General features: G+C 42.3%; 17 protein-coding genes. 4 read left to right on the forward strand and 13 right to left on the reverse strand.

Annotated elements, in window-relative coordinates; all coding sequences use genetic code 11:
• Positions 1-289: 289 nt before the first annotated feature.
• The gene (locus ACYQ28_RS02785; RefSeq protein WP_460047911.1) at positions 290-1,072 is read right to left on the reverse strand and encodes a sulfite exporter TauE/SafE family protein; all 783 of its coding nucleotides are present in this window, start codon (positions 1,070-1,072) and stop codon (positions 290-292) included.
• Positions 1,073-1,227: 155 nt separating this feature from the next.
• Here ACYQ28_RS02785 and cysB point away from each other — a divergent pair, with 155 nt between their 5' ends.
• Complete coding sequence (gene cysB, locus ACYQ28_RS02790) at positions 1,228-2,202, forward strand: HTH-type transcriptional regulator CysB (RefSeq protein ID WP_460047912.1); 975 nt, start codon at positions 1,228-1,230, stop codon at positions 2,200-2,202.
• A 159-nt stretch (positions 2,203-2,361) separates the two neighbouring features.
• Here the strand turns inward: cysB and ACYQ28_RS02795 are convergent, their stop codons facing one another.
• Positions 2,362-2,631: a hypothetical protein gene (locus tag ACYQ28_RS02795; protein WP_460047913.1), complete on the reverse strand. Its 270-nt coding sequence runs from the start codon at positions 2,629-2,631 to the stop codon at positions 2,362-2,364.
• 52 nt (positions 2,632-2,683) lie between these two features.
• Positions 2,684-4,078 (reverse strand): anthranilate synthase component I family protein, encoded by a 1,395-nt coding sequence (locus ACYQ28_RS02800; RefSeq protein WP_460047914.1) that lies wholly within the window; start codon positions 4,076-4,078, stop codon positions 2,684-2,686.
• A gap of 162 nt (positions 4,079-4,240) precedes the next feature.
• On the opposite strand from ACYQ28_RS02800, the gene ACYQ28_RS02805 reads away from it, so the two are divergent.
• Positions 4,241-4,555, forward strand: a complete 315-nt coding sequence (locus ACYQ28_RS02805) for a Rieske (2Fe-2S) protein (RefSeq protein WP_460047916.1) — start codon at positions 4,241-4,243, stop codon at positions 4,553-4,555.
• A 3-nt stretch (positions 4,556-4,558) separates the two neighbouring features.
• On the opposite strand, the gene ACYQ28_RS02810 is transcribed toward ACYQ28_RS02805, so the two are convergent.
• From ACYQ28_RS02810 to cspD, 8 genes are all read right to left on the reverse strand, one after another.
• A complete protein-coding gene (locus tag ACYQ28_RS02810) occupies positions 4,559-5,548 on the reverse strand; it encodes a GNAT family N-acetyltransferase (RefSeq protein ID WP_460047917.1) in 990 nt (329 codons plus the stop codon).
• 56 nt (positions 5,549-5,604) lie between these two features.
• Positions 5,605-6,819 carry a JmjC domain-containing protein gene (locus ACYQ28_RS02815; RefSeq protein WP_460047919.1) on the reverse strand — a complete coding sequence of 405 codons (1,215 nt, stop codon included), beginning with the start codon at positions 6,817-6,819 and terminating at the stop codon, positions 5,605-5,607.
• A gap of 33 nt (positions 6,820-6,852) precedes the next feature.
• Complete coding sequence (purB, locus tag ACYQ28_RS02820) at positions 6,853-8,217, reverse strand: adenylosuccinate lyase (protein ID WP_460047920.1); 1,365 nt, start codon at positions 8,215-8,217, stop codon at positions 6,853-6,855.
• Between the two features lie 127 nt (positions 8,218-8,344).
• On the reverse strand, positions 8,345-8,977 hold the full coding sequence (hflD, locus tag ACYQ28_RS02825; RefSeq protein ID WP_460047922.1) for a high frequency lysogenization protein HflD: 633 nt from the start codon (positions 8,975-8,977) through the stop codon (positions 8,345-8,347).
• Between the two features lie 96 nt (positions 8,978-9,073).
• On the reverse strand, positions 9,074-10,210 hold the full coding sequence (mnmA, locus tag ACYQ28_RS02830; RefSeq protein WP_460047923.1) for a tRNA 2-thiouridine(34) synthase MnmA: 1,137 nt from the start codon (positions 10,208-10,210) through the stop codon (positions 9,074-9,076).
• Between the two features lie 29 nt (positions 10,211-10,239).
• Positions 10,240-10,698 (reverse strand): NUDIX hydrolase, encoded by a 459-nt coding sequence (locus tag ACYQ28_RS02835; protein ID WP_460047925.1) that lies wholly within the window; start codon positions 10,696-10,698, stop codon positions 10,240-10,242.
• 41 nt (positions 10,699-10,739) lie between these two features.
• The gene (locus ACYQ28_RS02840; protein WP_460047926.1) at positions 10,740-11,294 is read right to left on the reverse strand and encodes a pseudouridine synthase; all 555 of its coding nucleotides are present in this window, start codon (positions 11,292-11,294) and stop codon (positions 10,740-10,742) included.
• 298 nt (positions 11,295-11,592) lie between these two features.
• Positions 11,593-11,850 carry a cold shock domain-containing protein CspD gene (cspD, locus tag ACYQ28_RS02845; RefSeq protein WP_460047928.1) on the reverse strand — a complete coding sequence of 86 codons (258 nt, stop codon included), beginning with the start codon at positions 11,848-11,850 and terminating at the stop codon, positions 11,593-11,595.
• A 274-nt stretch (positions 11,851-12,124) separates the two neighbouring features.
• On the opposite strand from cspD, the gene clpS reads away from it, so the two are divergent.
• A complete protein-coding gene (gene clpS, locus ACYQ28_RS02850) occupies positions 12,125-12,490 on the forward strand; it encodes an ATP-dependent Clp protease adapter ClpS (RefSeq protein ID WP_460048119.1) in 366 nt (121 codons plus the stop codon).
• Positions 12,491-12,520: 30 nt separating this feature from the next.
• Entirely contained in the window at positions 12,521-14,794 is a 2,274-nt protein-coding gene (gene clpA / locus ACYQ28_RS02855; protein ID WP_460047929.1) for an ATP-dependent Clp protease ATP-binding subunit ClpA, read from the forward strand.
• Positions 14,795-14,923: 129 nt separating this feature from the next.
• On the opposite strand, the gene infA is transcribed toward clpA, so the two are convergent.
• Together infA and ACYQ28_RS02865 are read right to left on the reverse strand one after the other, a co-directional pair.
• A complete protein-coding gene (gene infA / locus ACYQ28_RS02860; protein ID WP_460047931.1) occupies positions 14,924-15,142 on the reverse strand; it encodes a translation initiation factor IF-1 in 219 nt (72 codons plus the stop codon).
• 341 nt (positions 15,143-15,483) lie between these two features.
• Positions 15,484-16,191 (reverse strand): arginyltransferase, encoded by a 708-nt coding sequence (locus ACYQ28_RS02865; RefSeq protein WP_460047932.1) that lies wholly within the window; start codon positions 16,189-16,191, stop codon positions 15,484-15,486.
• Positions 16,192-16,220 lie beyond the last annotated feature (29 nt).

The following is a 16,220-nucleotide window of genomic DNA, read 5'->3' on the forward strand; positions in this document are numbered from 1 at the left end:
AAGAAAAATATTCGCTTAATGCTTATGTTCGTACAATTTTATCGAGTAAATTTAAAAAATTTTACTGCTGGTAAAAATTACTGTTAAAGCGTATTTATTTACTGACTGAGCAGTTTAAATAACAAAACCCGTTGGCGAGACTGCTTTTAAAATTTCGGCCTGATCTAAAAAAATATTATTTTAAACATAAAGTCCAAAACTAATTGAAATTAGGAGGGTAATAAATAAAATCCCTCCTAACTTAGTTTTGTTGCTGAAATGACTTTAGTATTAAGTTTTTATTTAGAGGCTAGAAAAAGGCGAACTTAATACCAAGCCCCAGTAAAATAGACGCTAATACAGGTTGGAGAATTTTGTTGGGAAGCTTCGCACCGATTTTAGTACCCAAGTGTATGGCTGGGATTGATCCGATCAATAAGCAACCCAAAAGATAAAAATCTACGTTGCCCAGAAATACCAGATGTCCTAGGCCTGCAATAAAAGTTAGAGGTACAGCATGCGCAATATCAGTTCCGACAACTTTAACAGCACTGAGACGTGGGTACAGCACAAGTAATAATGCGGCACAAAAAGCCCCAGCACCTACTGATGATAAGGTTACAAATACTCCGAGTAGGAATCCGGCAATTACTGTAACTGTTGTGGAGTGTTTGGTGGTCCAGCGTTGATACTCTGTATTGGTTTGAGCTTGGTTTGTGAGTTTTCCTTTAAATAGAAGTACCGCTGAAGTCAGTATCAGCATAATTCCTAAGCTAGTTGTTAAAAGATGCTCGTATTCAGATGCGTTAGAGAATATGGTATCAAGCAAGAAAGTTGTTGCGATTGAGGCAGGAATACTGCCCGATGCCAATAAGAACACCAATTTCCAATTAACAGTGCCTTGGCGTTTGTGTGCCCAAGCTCCACTGGCTTTTGTTATCGACGCGTATAAAAGGTCTGTACCGATTGCAACATTGAATGGAAATCCAAAAAGCAACAATAATGGTGTCATAATAGAGCCACCACCAACGCCGGTTATGCCTATCGCTAATCCGACCGCTGCGCCGGCTAATATGAATTGAAATATTTCCATTTTTTGAGCTAATTAGAAGGAATGTGAAGTATTTGTGTAAAAATTCTGTCAGGGGTGGCAAATATATAGGTTAATAACTATTCTGGAAAAGAATATTTGTTTATATTTTTATAATCATAACTTTACGCAGATCAATCCGCCATTTGGGAGGGCTTATGAAACTGCAGCAGTTAAGATATATCTGGGAGGTCGCTCATCATGATCTCAATGTATCTGCAACGGCGCAAAGCTTGTATACATCTCAACCTGGAATTAGTAAGCAAATCAGGTTGTTAGAGGATGAGTTGGGCGTCGAAGTCTTTTCTCGTAGCGGTAAACATTTAACTCGCATAACTCCTGCCGGTGAAGCTATTTTAAAAACGGCTGGGGAAATCCTCCGAAAAGTTGAGGGGATTAAGCAAGTTGCACAAGAGTTTAGTAACGAAAGGAAAGGAAGTCTTTCTATAGCAACAACTCATACTCAGGCGCGTTATGCTCTACCTAAGGTTATTGGTAACTTTATTCATCAATATCCTGAGGTCTCTCTGCATATGCATCAGGGTACGCCCATGCAAATTTCAGAGATGGCCGCTGATGGCACCGTTGATTTTGCCATCGCGACTGAAGCATTAGAGCTGTTTAGTGATTTGGTCATGATGCCTTGTTATCAATGGAACCGTGGCATTGTAGTACCCAAAGATCATCCACTGACTCAAGTTTCTAATTTAACGCTTGAAGATGTGGCGAAACATCCAATCGTTACCTACGTGTTCGGTTTCACCGGTCGTTCTAAGTTGGATGAAGCGTTTATTGATCGCGGATTAGCACCGAAAGTTGTATTCACCGCTGCTGATGCAGACGTTATCAAAACTTATGTCCGTTTAGGTCTTGGTATCGGTATCATCGCTTCGATGGCTTATGATCCAGAATTAGATTCAGACTTGGTTTGCATTGATGCTCGACACCTCTTTCAGCCAAGTACTACCAAGCTTGGATTCCGTCGTGGAACCTTCTTGCGTGGATTTATGTTTGAATTTATCGAGTTATTTGCGCCACATTTGACTAAAAATATAGTTGAAGAGGCGTTTAATCGTCAGTCAAAAGCTGAGCTTGATGAATTGTTTGAGCATATAGAGCTTCCGTACATTTAATGTATCGAGAAGTTTTTATAAGCAACTAGCCTTTCTAAAAAAGAGTGAAACGGACTTCACTCCTTGTCAGTTTTAGCGATTACTTCTTAATTTTCCAATAATTGTCTAAGTCCCCGAGCGCTGATTGTTTCTCAGCAACTTCATTTCTAAATTAATAGTTTAAGACTTCATTGGCTCCAATACTTCTTTTGCAAATTTAATATAAATTGTATGCACTTCCGGCTCACTGCCGTCTTTATAAACCACAAAAAAAGGCGCTCTTGCGACATCCAGTTCTTTAGCGAGCTGCATTCCCGCGCTTTCTGGGTCGCGCTCATCGGCTACGATTATTTCATCAATTAAATGAGTTAATTCACTTTTTTCGAGCTTTTCCAAAACCTCACCGCATTTTTTACAAGGTGAGCCGTCAGCTAAGATCTTCTTTACCATGACTATTTTCATATCAAACCTATTTAATATCGTTAAGCCGTTTATGTTCTCTTTAAGATTTATTGGTATTGTGCATAAAGTCGTTTAATCCATCAATTAAACGCTGAATTTTCGTAAGCGACTCCGAATATTCCGCACCTGGCGTCGAATCGGCGACAATTCCGCCGCCTCCAGCGATAGACATTGTCTGGTTAAAACCGGTAATGGTTCGAATTGCAATATTGGTATCAAAATCACCGGAAGCGCTTAAGTAGCCAATTGAGCCACAATAAAGCTCTCTGGGTGCTGCTTCTAATTCGGCAATTATTTCACAGGCCCTTTTCTTGGGTGCTCCGGTGATTGATCCACCAGGGAAGCAATCTTTGAAAACTTCTAGCCCGTGTGCATTGGTAATATGGGCGCTGATAAGACTTTCTAAATGGTGAACATTGGCGTAACTTTTTAGCGAATAGAGTTCATTCACAATCACAGAATTGCGAATAGCATTCTTTGAAAGATCGTTGCGCAGTAAGTCTACAATCATTAAGTTTTCAGCTTGATCTTTGGCGCTCGATTTTAATTCTTGAGCATTTTGAAGGTCGATATCCGGGTCGGTGCTCCGAGGTCTCGTGCCTTTAATGGGTTTAGTCAGATAAAAATCACCGGTTTTTTTTAGAAATGTCTCTGGAGAAAAGCTTAAAATTTCTACGCCTGCAAACTTGCCGTAGCAGCTGTAAGGCGCGGGCATTATTTCTCGTAATTTGCGATAAGCCCAATAAGAATTTCCTCTAAACTTAGATGTAAAAGTTTGTGTAAGGTTAGCTTGGTATATATCTCCGTCGGTAATATGATTTTTTACTTGCGTAAACGCGTTGAGATACTGGCCATAATTCCAGAGGGCTTCAAAACCGTCTAATTCAAAGGGATAGTCTTCATAGTGCAAGCCAGTTGAACTAATCTTTTCATCGACCTTATTGGCCAGTTTCTGGGTATATTGTGAGATGCATTTTCGTATGGAGTCTTCTATACCCGCATCTAGCGAATCCAATTTCGAAAAAAATGCCTTCTTTTCGTAGTGATCGAAGACAAACGAGTAATTAAAATAAGCCCAAAAGTATTTAGGAATTCCTAAAACCGAAGGTTTATGGTTTGTTACGGAGAGTTGTTCAATTCCTGCTTCGTAACTGAAATAGCCCATAAAGCCGTGGGTAAATGGTAATTGGATGGCTTCACAAGATATGGTTGATATCTTCAAAAACTCTTGGCGCAAATGTTCGAAAGGGGACTTCTCCTGGTTGTTGTTATCTGGCGAGACGGAGAACACCGGTGTCGCTGAGAGAATGTCGTAGCGCTCGTTTGAAAAATGCGGCCAGCCACTGTCAAGCCAAACTGCCCCTGGAAGTGTTTGAATTTGGTCAAATAGAAGCTCTACGGAAGGGCTATATGGTATTTCTACAGTCGTTAGCAACTTTGACTCGCTCGAAATAAAAAAGCTGGCATTATAGTTAGGCTCAGGCTAATGACAATGTTTGCTAGTATTTAGTATTGGGCGTTTTTCACCCTTCGAATCATTCAGCGAGCGATTCTAGCGTGTTCAGCCATTTTGTGGTCAGTCTTTCGGAGCGTACTTGTGTTTAAACCATTAGAAAAGCTGCATCGCTTATACGATGGCTACATGGCCGCACATAAAATTGATAATCTTGATGTTTTACTGATTCAGTATGATGGCAAGATCTACGGATTCAAAAATAACTGCCCGCATCAAAACGTACCTTTAACCTATGGAACTCTAGAAAACGGCAACATTCGATGCCCATTGCATGGTTTTGAGTTTCGGCTGCGGGACGGACGACCTGTAATGGGGGCTTGCGCTGCGTTAGAGTCGGTAGATCTCGTTTATAATGGCAATGTAGTTGGTGTCGATTATCAAGTGGATGATCGTTAATTGTTAGAGGTTCAACTCTTTAAAGTCTGGATGAGCGAACGATCGCGCATCCCAAATGCGATAGAATTCTTCTCTTAGCAGCTCTTTTTTAGCATTACTCAATCGAGTTTGAATGCCGGTGAGCTGTTCACCATCCAAATGAATTTCCACCGAATTCTGCGCATTTGTAATGATGAGCGCCGAGAAATCGTTTTGATCGGTATTTAAGCATTTGAGCTTCAACTTGCTTGGTAGTCGTCGCGAAAGATCAATAAGGCTTCGTATCAGTGTAGCTCCTGAATCGTAAGAACCGATTACGATTTTTACTTCTGAGTCGGTGTTAGTAAGCAGTTTTGTTTTCAACGCTTCAAGAAATTGGTGTGACGACACAAGGCGTAATAAGGCTGTCGAGCAGGTGATCATTAGCTCTGCGCGGGATTGCTCAAGACAATTTAACAGGGAGGCTTCGCAGTCTTGGGTTGACTTTAGCGCGCGTCTTAGTGGTTGAGGTTCTGGAGAGTAATTTGTCTCAGAGGATTCATTGGTGTTTGCTTGAGTGACAAAGAAGCTCGCTAACGCAAATTTCATGTGTTTATGGGGAATATTCGCATCCATAAACACTTCGCCTTCACAGGCGTATCCCAATGATTCGTAAAAGCCAATTGCGCTTGTTTGTGCATCGAGTTTGGGTGTTTGACCCTTTTCCAAAACTGCTTGGGTGCAAAACTCCATGAGTTTTTGGCCGACGCCTAATCCACGGAAGTTTTTGACAATGGCAACGCGACCAATTTTTCCTTCTGGGGAAATCCGAGCGCAACCAATGGCTTCAATGTGGTTTTTTGAGCGAACAATCACCTGGGTGTATAGATGATCTTTGCCATCAAGTTCGTCTTGCTCAGATACACCTTGCTCTTCGATAAAAACTTCACGCCGAATCGCGCACAATTCAGATTCAGATTTTTCCCAATTCGTGATTTCTACAGAAATATCATTCTTCGAAAGAAAGCTGTTCATAGTTATGTTGGCAATTTGGTGTAAGTTAACCGTAGATCGTAATTAGAGGAGTACGATTACGACTGTACGAGAAGTAACTCTTTTTCGATCAGCAGCTCAAGTAAGGCATAGGTATTAATTTGCTGTTGAGTATCTCCCATTTCGGCTATTTTTTGCAGTGAGCCGGATGAGAATTGCAAATTACTTGAAAGCGCCTTTGCAAGTTCAATATGACAAAGAAATTCTCTGCCATCAATGAATAAAAGGGCGGTTTCTTGGGATTTCGGGAAGTAAGCTGTTCGAATTCCGGGGCAAAATTCAAAGGCTTTTTCTTTTACTAGCCTCTTAACGGTATTTGCATTCAGTTCGCACGACGGCGTGGACTGGGACCAAGGGCATAAGTCTTCGTACTTGCTTTCAGTCATGTATCGTCCAAACCAAGATGCCAGCGCCTCCGGGTTGGAGATAATCGATACGAGTTGCTGTTGTATATTTTCAATCGTCGCAACAGAAATCTCGCCGCAATTATTCAGTTGCTCGGTATTTTTCCGAGAGTCGGAATAACGATAATTGCTGGGTAGTGTGTTGCAGAGTTCGCCACTGAAGTGCGAAAGAATTTCGCTATAGCTCGGTGCTCGAAACCCTACAGATATTGTCGTGCATTCGCCTTGGGCAATTCCCCAATGGGCTTTACCGGCGGGAATATAGAGGAGGTCACCGGGTTTTGCTAAAAATTCAGCTTCGGTCTTAAAGTGTCTAATTTGATTGAGAGGTGAGCCTTCCACTTTCTCTGTACTGTCGTCGCATTGTTGACCAATTCGCCACAGTCTTTCTCCTTCTAATTGAATGAGAAAAACGTCGTAGTAATCGAAATGCGGACCTACACCACCTTGGTCTGTGGCGTAGCTGATCATAATGTCGTCAATTCGCCAATTGGGTAAAAAGCGAAAGCGCGATAAAAATTCTGTGTATTCGGGAGCCCAAAAGTCTACGGCTTGAACAAGCAGTGTCCAATGTGATTCAGGTAGGGTTGTAAAGTCTGATTCTAAAAATGGGCCGTGTTTTAAGGTCCATTGGTTTTCGGGATTGGAGTTTTGTTTTGATTCGATAATCAAGCGAGATTCGACGTCTTCCTCAAGGGACAATCCGGCTAGTTCGTCCGCAGGAAATTCCGGCAGAGAGTCTTTAAAGCATTCAGAGACAAATAAGTATTTTCTCTGCCAGTGATGTTTTAGGAACTCATCAATACTAAGCTCGCCCAGGTTCTTCAAAATTTCGTTACTCGAAGTCATAGCGAGCTTAGCTTCCTAGGTTGATGTAAGTTGTTAAATGTTTTTGGCTTGTTCGGCTGCACTACCAACGTAAGTTTGTGGTGTTAGTGCTTTAAGCTCGGTTTTCGCTTGCTCTGGTATTTCAAGGGTATCAATGAAAGCTCTGATGCTGTCTTTGCTGATATCTTGGCCGCGAGTCAATTCTTTAAGTTTTTCGTAGGCGTTTTCGACTTGATAACGACGCATCACCGTTTGAATTGGTTCGGCGAGTACTTCCCAGCTGGATTCGAGATCTTGATCCAATCGCGCGCGATTGATTTCGAGTTTTCCTAAACCTTTCAAAACGGATTCGTAGGCAATAAAGCTATAGCCAAAACCGACGCCCATATTTCGTAATACGGTGGAGTCGGTCAAATCTCTCTGCCAGCGTGAAATCGGCAATTTGCTGCCTAGATGAGCAAATAAGGCATTGGCGATGCCAAGGTTTCCTTCCGAGTTTTCGAAATCAATCGGATTAACCTTATGCGGCATGGTTGACGAGCCAATCTCGCCGGCAATGGTCTTTTGTTTGAAGTAGCCTAGTGAAATGTAGCCCCAAATATCGCGATTGAAATCAATCAAAATGGTGTTAAATCGGCCGATTGCATCAAATAACTCAGCAATATAATCGTGAGGTTCGATCTGAGTTGTGTACGGATTCCAAGTAAGTCCTAAATCGGTAATGAAGCTTGAGGCATTGTCTGCCCAATCGATATCCGGATAAGCGCTAAGGTGCGCATTATAGTTGCCTACCGCGCCGTTGATTTTGCCTAAAAGTTCAACACTTTCTATCTGCTTCACCTGACGATTGAGTCGGTAAACAACATTGGCGATTTCTTTACCTACCGTAGTAGGCGAAGCCGTTTGCCCATGAGTGCGAGAAAGCATTGGGTCGTTGGCAAATTCAATGGCAAGAGACTTGAGGGTAGCAATGATTTTAGCCGTATAACCCATTAAAGCTTCACGGCCTTGCTTTAGCATCAAACCGTGTGAAAGGTTGTTGATGTCTTCAGAGGTACAAGCAAAGTGAACAAATTCGCTGATAGCTTCTAATTCAGCATTACCCTTGAATTGGTTCTTTATAAAGTATTCAACAGCTTTTACATCGTGATTGGTGGTGCGCTCGATGGTTTTGATTTCTTGCGCGTCTTGTTCGCTAAAGTTTGCAACTATATTGTTAAGTAGCGCTTGAGTGTTCTCTGAGAACTCCGGCACCTCAGTAATTTGTGGGTGCGCAGCGAGCTTTTGCAGCCAGCGAATTTCTACTTCAACTCTACATTTGATCAGCCCATATTCACTGAAAACGTCTCGTAAAGATTGAGTCTTCGAACCGTAACGTCCGTCGATAGGGGTAACTGCTGTGAGTTGAGAAAGCTCCATAGTTTAAACCGTTGCTGTGGATGTAAAAGTGAACCGATTAATGACTGATATTCCTCAAATATTAGCCATAACCACCGAAAAAGCGCGCGATAATACCCGAAATTTTAGTATTTGTGGGAAACTTTGGTCATTTTTCGTTTCGCACAGATTGGTGCAGTAGATCGGCCGCAGTGATAATTTTGCTTCGGTTGAGTATCAGATTTATACGGGAGCCGCCAACTTGTCGCCAGAGCGTTACTGATCTGACGCCTGCCAGTAGCAGGGCACGGATGTGGTTTGCAATACGAGCCTGTTGAAGATAATCGTAAGAACCTCGAATTTGAATTCGAAATGCAAAAGTACTGAGTGTATCTGCATAGATATCGGCTAGATTGGCTAGGATGTTGTCATGCATAACATCAAAATGTTCTAGCTGAGCTCTACACCTCTCGATTCTCTGGGCGATAACGCTGAGCATGGCATTATTCCCGGCCAGTTTTTTCTGCAAATGGAGCAAACTCAACGTATAGCGCATGCTATCGGAATAGTTGGGGGTGTTCAGTTTTTCGAGCATTTGCACCAACATGTTTAGACCGAGCTCTAAATCTTGAACCTGGTTATACACATCGATTGTGCTTTTAGGGGAGGTTTTGAATATGCTGTTTATTAAAACGCGCGCATTGCCTGCTGTGGTTGTGCCGTGTTTTGCCAGCTGTTCTACCATCGCGACAGATTGAAGGGTCGCGGCTAAAGCAATAGTTTGTGATTCGATATCTGCCATTGACTCTTCGATAAATAATTACACCAACCCCACAGTCGCTGCAGAATTTTTGCAACATGTGAAGCGTGTTTTAGGTGACTGCAATTCGATTAACATTTAACGGTTATAACCGGCTTCAATTACGGCTCCGCCCAGACAAATTTCCCCATGATAAAAAACCACCGATTGGCCTGGAGTGATCGCTCTTTGGGGTTCGTCAAAATGTATTGTTAACGTTTCGTTACCGTCGTTGTTAGATGCATTAATTGTAACGGTTGCCATTTGATCGGGTTGGCGATATCGAGTCTTAACCTGGGCTCGAAACTCCTTGGTTTCAGGGAAGTTCTTGTTTATCCAACAAATTTGCGAAGCTTTAAGAGAGTCTTTAAACAACAGTGGGTGATTTTTACCCTGCACAACGACCAACTGATTGTTGTTGAGATCTTTTTCGGCAACATACCAAGGTTGTTCTGGAGCACCTTTAACTCCGCCGATTCCTAAGCCTTGTCGCTGTCCTAGCGTGTGATACATCAGACCTGCGTGCTCGCCAAGAATATTGCCATGATCGTCAATAATTTCTCCTGGCTGAGCGGGCAAATATTGTTCTAAGAAATCCTTGAAACGGCGTTCGCCAATAAAGCAGATGCCGGTGCTGTCTTTTTTGTTGTGGGTAACCAAATCGTGCTTTTCAGCGAGGGCGCGAACATCGGGCTTTTCCATTTCGCCTATGGGAAACAAGCTGGTGGCGAACTCGTCTTCACCTACCGCGTGAACGAAATAACTTTGGTCTTTATTGTTATCCAGTCCTTTTAACAGGTAAGTATGGCCATCAATGTCTTTGCGGCGAACGTAATGACCGGTCGCGATTAGTGAAGCACCTAGTGCTTGTGCGTATTCTAAAAAGACTTTGAATTTAATTTCGCGGTTACAAAGAATATCGGGATTAGGCGTGCGGCCTGCTTGGTATTCGGCCAGAAAATGCTCAAAAACATTGTCCCAATATTCGGCGGCAAAATTTGCGGTATGTAAAGGAATGCCTAGCTTGTCGCAGACTTTTTCGGCATCGGCCAAATCCGCCTTTGCAGTACAATACTCGGTACCGTCGTCCTCATCCCAATTCTTCATAAACAAACCTTCAACCTGGTAGCCCTGTTGTTGAAGAAGTAACGCCGCTACGGAGGAGTCTACACCGCCAGACATGCCGACGATTACTTTGTTTGCTTGGGAGTTAGATGCGGTTGTAAGGGTATCCATTGAGCCAAATATGATAGTTGTTTGGTGAATTAAACAGCGCTTAGATAAGTCACGAGTGTTGCCGGGAATATGTTGCCTTTAAGGTAGTTTTCAATAGATTCTATAATCATTGGGCTACGCAACATTTCCTGTTTTTGTTGGATTTCGTTCAGTGTCATCCAGTGTGCGGCGATGATACCTGTATCCAATGTAAAAGGCTCGCGTTTGTGAATTGGCGTTGCGCAAAAAGTGTTTCTAACGTAGGTCACACCGTTACTGGCTTTAAATATGCAAACACCCAAAAAGCCGGTTATGTCAACCTCCCAGCCAGTTTCTTCGAGCGTCTCGCGCTTGGCTGCGGCAATCAGGCTCTCATTGGCTTCTAAATGTCCGGCGGGTTGGTTAAATCGGGTTTCGCCGTTAATCTGTTCTTCAACAATCAGAAATTGATTTTGCTGCGAGACAACGGTGGCGACCGTGACGTGAGGGTTAAATTCTCTGGAGTTCATAACGGATATTTATGGATAAATGCAGTAGAGTTGAAGATTAATTATGCCCGAGGCAAAAACACATTTTCTTTGCGAATTTGACCAACCGCGATGTCATTGAGCGCCCAAGTGCCAATTCGAGCACGAATTAAACGTAACGTTGGATGGCCTACGGCAGCGGTCATTCGGCGAACTTGCCGATTTCGGCCTTCTGTAATGGTGAGTTCAATCCAAGAGGTTGTGTCGTTATTTCTTTGGCGAATGGGCGGGTCTCTTGGCCATACGTTTTCGGGCTTATAGAGCCGAGCTTTTGCCGGTTTTGTTTTTCCGTCATTGAGCGTTACCCCTCGTCTTAATTTAGTCAATGCAATCTCATCAGGAATGCCTTCAACCTGCACCCAATAGGTTTTTGGCAGTTTAAATTTGGGGTTGGCAATTTGATTCTGTAACGCGCCATCGTTGGTTAACAGAAGTAAACCTTCCGAGTCAAAATCGAGACGACCGGCTGGATAAAAATCTTTTTCTGAAATGTAGTTACTTAACGTAGGGCGGTTTTCTTTGTCGGTAAACTGACTCAAAACCCCATAGGGTTTATTAAACAAAATTATATTGGGCATTCGCTGGCCTAGAGCTAAGACATTTATAGTGGCATTGTAACTGCTACATTGTATCTGCTAAGAGGCTTTTTCTCAGGTTTGGCGGTAAAAAAATGGCAGGTATTACTATGACCGAGAAATGTAAAAACTTGTGTGATATGAGTTTTTTACAATTTGAAGAGTAGGTAATTTGAAAGTTTAATGAGCGGTACTACTTGATCCACTCATTAAATTTTTGTGACGCAATAGCGCTCTGAGAACGTGTCGCTCACAGTTGTAGACAAGTTGAATGGTTTTGTCAGTTGTTGGTGAATGGTGTTTAGTTTAATAAAGCCATAGGGGGACTTTCAGACTCGTTAGAACTAATTTTAAACGATTTGGGTTCAATACCGACGGCATGCATACCTTTATCGCCTTTAACAACATCAAAGTTGACTTGTTGGCCGGCTTTTAAGGTTTTATAACCATCCATTGTAATTGCAGAATAGTGAGCGAATAGTTCGTCACCACCGTTGTCTGGAAGGATAAATCCATAACCTTTGGCATTATTGAACCACTTGACGGTACCTGATTGCATAGCAGATTTCCTATTTTATGGGTATAAGCCATGAGCTGATGCATGAACTTAAAATTGTTATTTTTTTATTAGGCCCAATATTTTTATTATAAAAATGCTTTGTGCGGAGATATTGGATAATGCGCTTTTGATAATAAAGCGCATGGATATACTCATATGAAATTTAATAAATTGTCAAGTCCAATTGGTTGATCCTAATTGAGACTTCACTTATCTTGTAGTTAGAATCGGGGAGCAGAACTCTTTGAATCCGTGCAAAAAGGTTTGGGGTAATATGGATTATCATCGACTAACATTAAACAGTAGTGACAGCGATGATGTAGCAGGAGGCCGAGATGAAGGCTTGGCCGTTGCGGAACAAAAGCCGCAACTTAAGCGTCCTTCTATGTATAAAGTAATCATGCTCAACGATGATTACACTCCCATGGAGTTCGTCGTAGAAGTGTTAGAGACATTTTTTTCAATGCATCGTGAGCAAGCGACACAAATCATGCTCAAGGTTCATACGAACGGAAGCGCAGTATGCGGTGTCTTTACAAAAGATATTGCCGAAACGAAAGCTGCGCAGGTAAACCAGTACGCTCGGGAAAACCAACATCCGTTATTGTGTGAGATTGCTGCCGCTGAAGACGATGAATAATTTTTAGGTGTATCAGTTGAGGTCGAAAAAATGTTAAGCAAGGACTTAGAAGTTACACTGAATCAAGCTTTCAAAGGTGCTCGAACAAAACGTCATGAATTCATGACTGTTGAGCATTTATTGTTAGCGTTGATTGATAACGAGGCCGCAGCTTCCGTACTGAAAGCTTGTGGTGCAGATCTCAACAATTTACGCAAGGAGTTAATCGAGTTTGTCGATTCTACAACACCCCTTATCCCTGAAGATGATACCGAGCGTGAAACACAGCCAACGTTAGGTTTTCAACGTGTTCTACAGCGTGCCGTTTTTCATGTTCAATCTTCAGGCCGCAAAGAGGTTACTGGAGCCAATGTTCTTGTCGCTATATTCAGCGAACAAGAAAGCCAAGCCGTTTATTATCTAAAACAGCAAAATATCGCCCGTATTGATGTGGTCAACTTTATCACTCATGGCATCTCTAAAGTGGGTGGCCAAAGCGAGCACAATCTCGATAGCAACCAAGAATCCATAGATGAAGAGTCTATAGCGTCTGGTGAATCCTCGGCGAGCAGTCCTCTCGATTCCTACGCCACAAATCTAAACGAAGAAGCGCTTCAAGGGCGTATCGATCCATTGGTTGGTCGTGATGATGAAGTTGAGCGTGTAGCGCAAGTTCTCGTTCGTCGTCGCAAAAATAACCCATTGTTAGTGGGTGAATCCGGCGTGGGTAAAACCGCCATCGCCGAAGGCTTAGCAAAACGCATTGTTGATGGCGATGTTCCCGACGTATTGCTTGAGAGCGTTGTTTATTCCCTAGATATGGGATCTTTACTCGCGGGTACTAAATATCGCGGCGATTTCGAGAAACGCTTCAAAGGCTTGCTTGCGCAGCTTAAAAAGAAAGAAAAGGCGATTTTATTCATCGACGAGATTCACACCATTATTGGCGCTGGGGCAGCTTCTGGCGGCGTTATGGATGCATCAAATCTACTGAAACCTTTACTTACTTCGGGTGATATCCGTTGTATCGGCTCGACGACGTTCCAAGAGTATCGCGGTATTTTTGATAAAGACCGTGCATTATCAAGACGTTTTCAAAAAATCGATGTTAACGAACCAAGCGTTGAAGACACCTATCAAATTTTGAAAGGCCTTAAAACGCGATTCGAAGAACATCACAGCCTTAAATATACCGATGCCGCGCTGCGAGCTGCCTCGGAACTTGCCTCTAAGTACATCACCGATCGCTTTATGCCCGATAAAGCCATTGATGTTATTGATGAGGCTGGTGCTTATCAGCAATTGCAACCGCTCAACAAAAGACGTCGTCAGATTGGTACCGCCGATATTGAAAAAATCGTTGCTAAAATTGCTCGAATTCCACCCAAAAGTGTTTCATCGAGCGACAAAGAACTTCTTCAAAAACTGGATGAGCAACTCAAGCTTACCGTGTTTGGGCAAAATGACGCTATTGAAGCGTTATCGACCGCTATCAAGTTGTCACGTGCGGGTTTGAACTCACCGGATAAGCCAGTAGGTTCTTTCCTATTTGCTGGTCCAACGGGGGTTGGTAAAACGGAGCTATGTCGTCAATTAGCGTCTGCAATGGGTATTGAGCTGCTTCGATTCGATATGTCTGAGTATATGGAACGACACACCGTTTCGCGTTTAATTGGTGCTCCTCCAGGTTATGTGGGCTTCGACCAAGGTGGTTTGTTAACCGAAGCGGTTACCAAGCATCCGCATTGTGTTGTTCTTCTTGATGAGATTGAGAAGGCGCATCCAGAAGTATTCAATTTACTGCTTCAGGTAATGGATCACGGTACTTTAACGGATAACAATGGCCGTAAAGCTGATTTCCGTAATGTTGTGTTGATCATGACAACCAATGCTGGCGCAGAAGATATGAGCCGTGCTTCTATTGGATTCTCAAAACAAGATCACTCAACCGACGGTATGGAAGCAATCAAGAAGCTGTTTACTCCTGAGTTCCGTAACCGATTAGATGCCATTATTCAATTTGGCGCGCTTACTCTTGAGGTTATCAAAACGGTGGTTGATAAGTTTTTGGTTGAGCTCCAAGCGCAGCTTGATGAAAAGCATGTGGTTCTTAACGTAGACGAAGATGCTCGTGAATGGTTGGCAGTTCATGGTTATGACGAAAAATTAGGTGCAAGACCTATGGCTCGTTTGATCAAAGAAAAGCTGAAAAAACCATTGGCCGAAATGGTGTTATTTGGCGATTTGTCTACCGGAGGTTCGGTGGATATTTCAATCGAAAACGACGACATTCATATTGCGGTGGAAGCACCAGAGTTGGTTTAACACCAACTCTGTACGTGCAGTTCAACATTATAAAGTATTAGCTTTTTTGATGTTGAGCTGCACATTGTATGTGCGACTTCTTGATAGTATGTGAATACGAGGGTATTTACAGAAGAGAAGGACAGCTGATTATCTGGCTCGGTAGGTGATTCTTGCTTTGCTCAGATCGTATGGAGTCAATTCTACTTTTACTTTATCGCCAGTAAGGATACGAATGTAGTTTTTGCGCATTTTTCCCGAAATGTGTGCAATCACCATATGGCCATTTTCCAACTTGACTCGAAAGGTAGTGTTTGGGAGCGTGTCTACTACTTCACCTTCCATTTCAATGTTGTCTTCTTTCGCCATTAAAACTATTCCTCATTGTATATACAGAATGACGCAAACCGCTCTCGTAGCAGCCGGTCGTTAAATAGGCGTGAATTGTGCCTTATTCCTAGGTTAAGTCAAATCTTTATCCATAAAAACCAACAATTGATGTAAAAATATATTTTTACATCAATAAAATTTTATCGAATTCCTCGCAGCGCAATGCCGTTATATAAATTCTAGGTAATAAATAATTTGGTTTGATTGTTTTGTAACCATGATAGAAGGGTGACATTAATGGCTCGCTCAGATAAAACTGCATTTACTGAATGTTAAATAACAGCAAATTACTGAGTTAATTGGGTGTGTAATTTTTAATCTCAGTAATCGCGAATCCAGCGGCCATCAATGTAAGATTCCAACGGCTTAAACTTAGATTTATAGGTCATTTTGGTACAATTTTTAATCCAATAACCTAAATACACTGCATGTAGCCCAAGCTCTTCAGCAAGTTGAATTTGAGTCAATATTGCGAAGGTTCCTAAGCTTCTTGACTGTAACTCCGGATCAAAAAAGGTATAGACCGCAGAAATTCCAGTCTCTAATTCATCAATAACAGCAACCGCTATTAGTGTGCTTTCTAGATAAAACTCTATAAATCGAGTCAATCCCCATTCCGAGGTGAGAAACGTGCTGTATTGTGCTCGACTTGGAGGATACATATCTCCATCGGCATGACGTTCGTTGATGTATTTCTCGTAAAGTTGGTAATGCTTTTTAGCATCAATCGAATTGACTACTTTAAAAGTGATATCGGAGTTTAATTTAAGGCAGCGCTTTTGTTGGCGATTTGGTGTGAATTCTTTGACGGGTATACGAACCGGTATACACGCAGAACAAAACGCACATTGTGGTCGATATAGGTGTTGGCCGCTGCGTCTAAATCCAATTTCCGAGAGCCGACTGTATATTTCTCGGTTAATTTCCGCATCTGGATCAACAAATACGGTCGTTGCTATTTCATCTTGTAAATAGCTGCACTTATGAGGATGTGTAGTGAACAGTTTTAAGTTAGCCAGATTCGTCACCCAATAAGATACGTTACTTAATAATACCC

Source organism: Sessilibacter sp. MAH1 (assembly GCF_054658315.1).

What these genes read in the sequence shown, in the direction of transcription:
- ACYQ28_RS02840 (WP_460047926.1), bottom strand. Translation starts at nt 11,294, where the DNA reads ATGCCCAATATAATTTTGTTTAATAAACCCTATGGGGTTTTGAGTCAG.
- cysB (WP_460047912.1), top strand. Translation starts at nt 1,228, where the DNA reads ATGAAACTGCAGCAGTTAAGATATATCTGGGAGGTCGCTCATCATGAT.
- ACYQ28_RS02810 (WP_460047917.1), bottom strand. Translation starts at nt 5,548, where the DNA reads ATGAACAGCTTTCTTTCGAAGAATGATATTTCTGTAGAAATCACGAAT.
- ACYQ28_RS02795 (WP_460047913.1), bottom strand. Translation starts at nt 2,631, where the DNA reads ATGGTAAAGAAGATCTTAGCTGACGGCTCACCTTGTAAAAAATGCGGT.
- clpA (WP_460047929.1), top strand. Translation starts at nt 12,521, where the DNA reads ATGTTAAGCAAGGACTTAGAAGTTACACTGAATCAAGCTTTCAAAGGT.
- ACYQ28_RS02835 (WP_460047925.1), bottom strand. Translation starts at nt 10,698, where the DNA reads ATGAACTCCAGAGAATTTAACCCTCACGTCACGGTCGCCACCGTTGTC.
- ACYQ28_RS02785 (WP_460047911.1), bottom strand. Translation starts at nt 1,072, where the DNA reads ATGGAAATATTTCAATTCATATTAGCCGGCGCAGCGGTCGGATTAGCG.
- infA (WP_460047931.1), bottom strand. Translation starts at nt 15,142, where the DNA reads ATGGCGAAAGAAGACAACATTGAAATGGAAGGTGAAGTAGTAGACACG.
- hflD (WP_460047922.1), bottom strand. Translation starts at nt 8,977, where the DNA reads ATGGCAGATATCGAATCACAAACTATTGCTTTAGCCGCGACCCTTCAA.
- purB (WP_460047920.1), bottom strand. Translation starts at nt 8,217, where the DNA reads ATGGAGCTTTCTCAACTCACAGCAGTTACCCCTATCGACGGACGTTAC.
- ACYQ28_RS02815 (WP_460047919.1), bottom strand. Translation starts at nt 6,819, where the DNA reads ATGACTTCGAGTAACGAAATTTTGAAGAACCTGGGCGAGCTTAGTATT.
- cspD (WP_460047928.1), bottom strand. Translation starts at nt 11,850, where the DNA reads ATGCAATCAGGTACCGTCAAGTGGTTCAATAATGCCAAAGGTTATGGA.
- clpS (WP_460048119.1), top strand. Translation starts at nt 12,125, where the DNA reads ATGGATTATCATCGACTAACATTAAACAGTAGTGACAGCGATGATGTA.
- mnmA (WP_460047923.1), bottom strand. Translation starts at nt 10,210, where the DNA reads ATGGATACCCTTACAACCGCATCTAACTCCCAAGCAAACAAAGTAATC.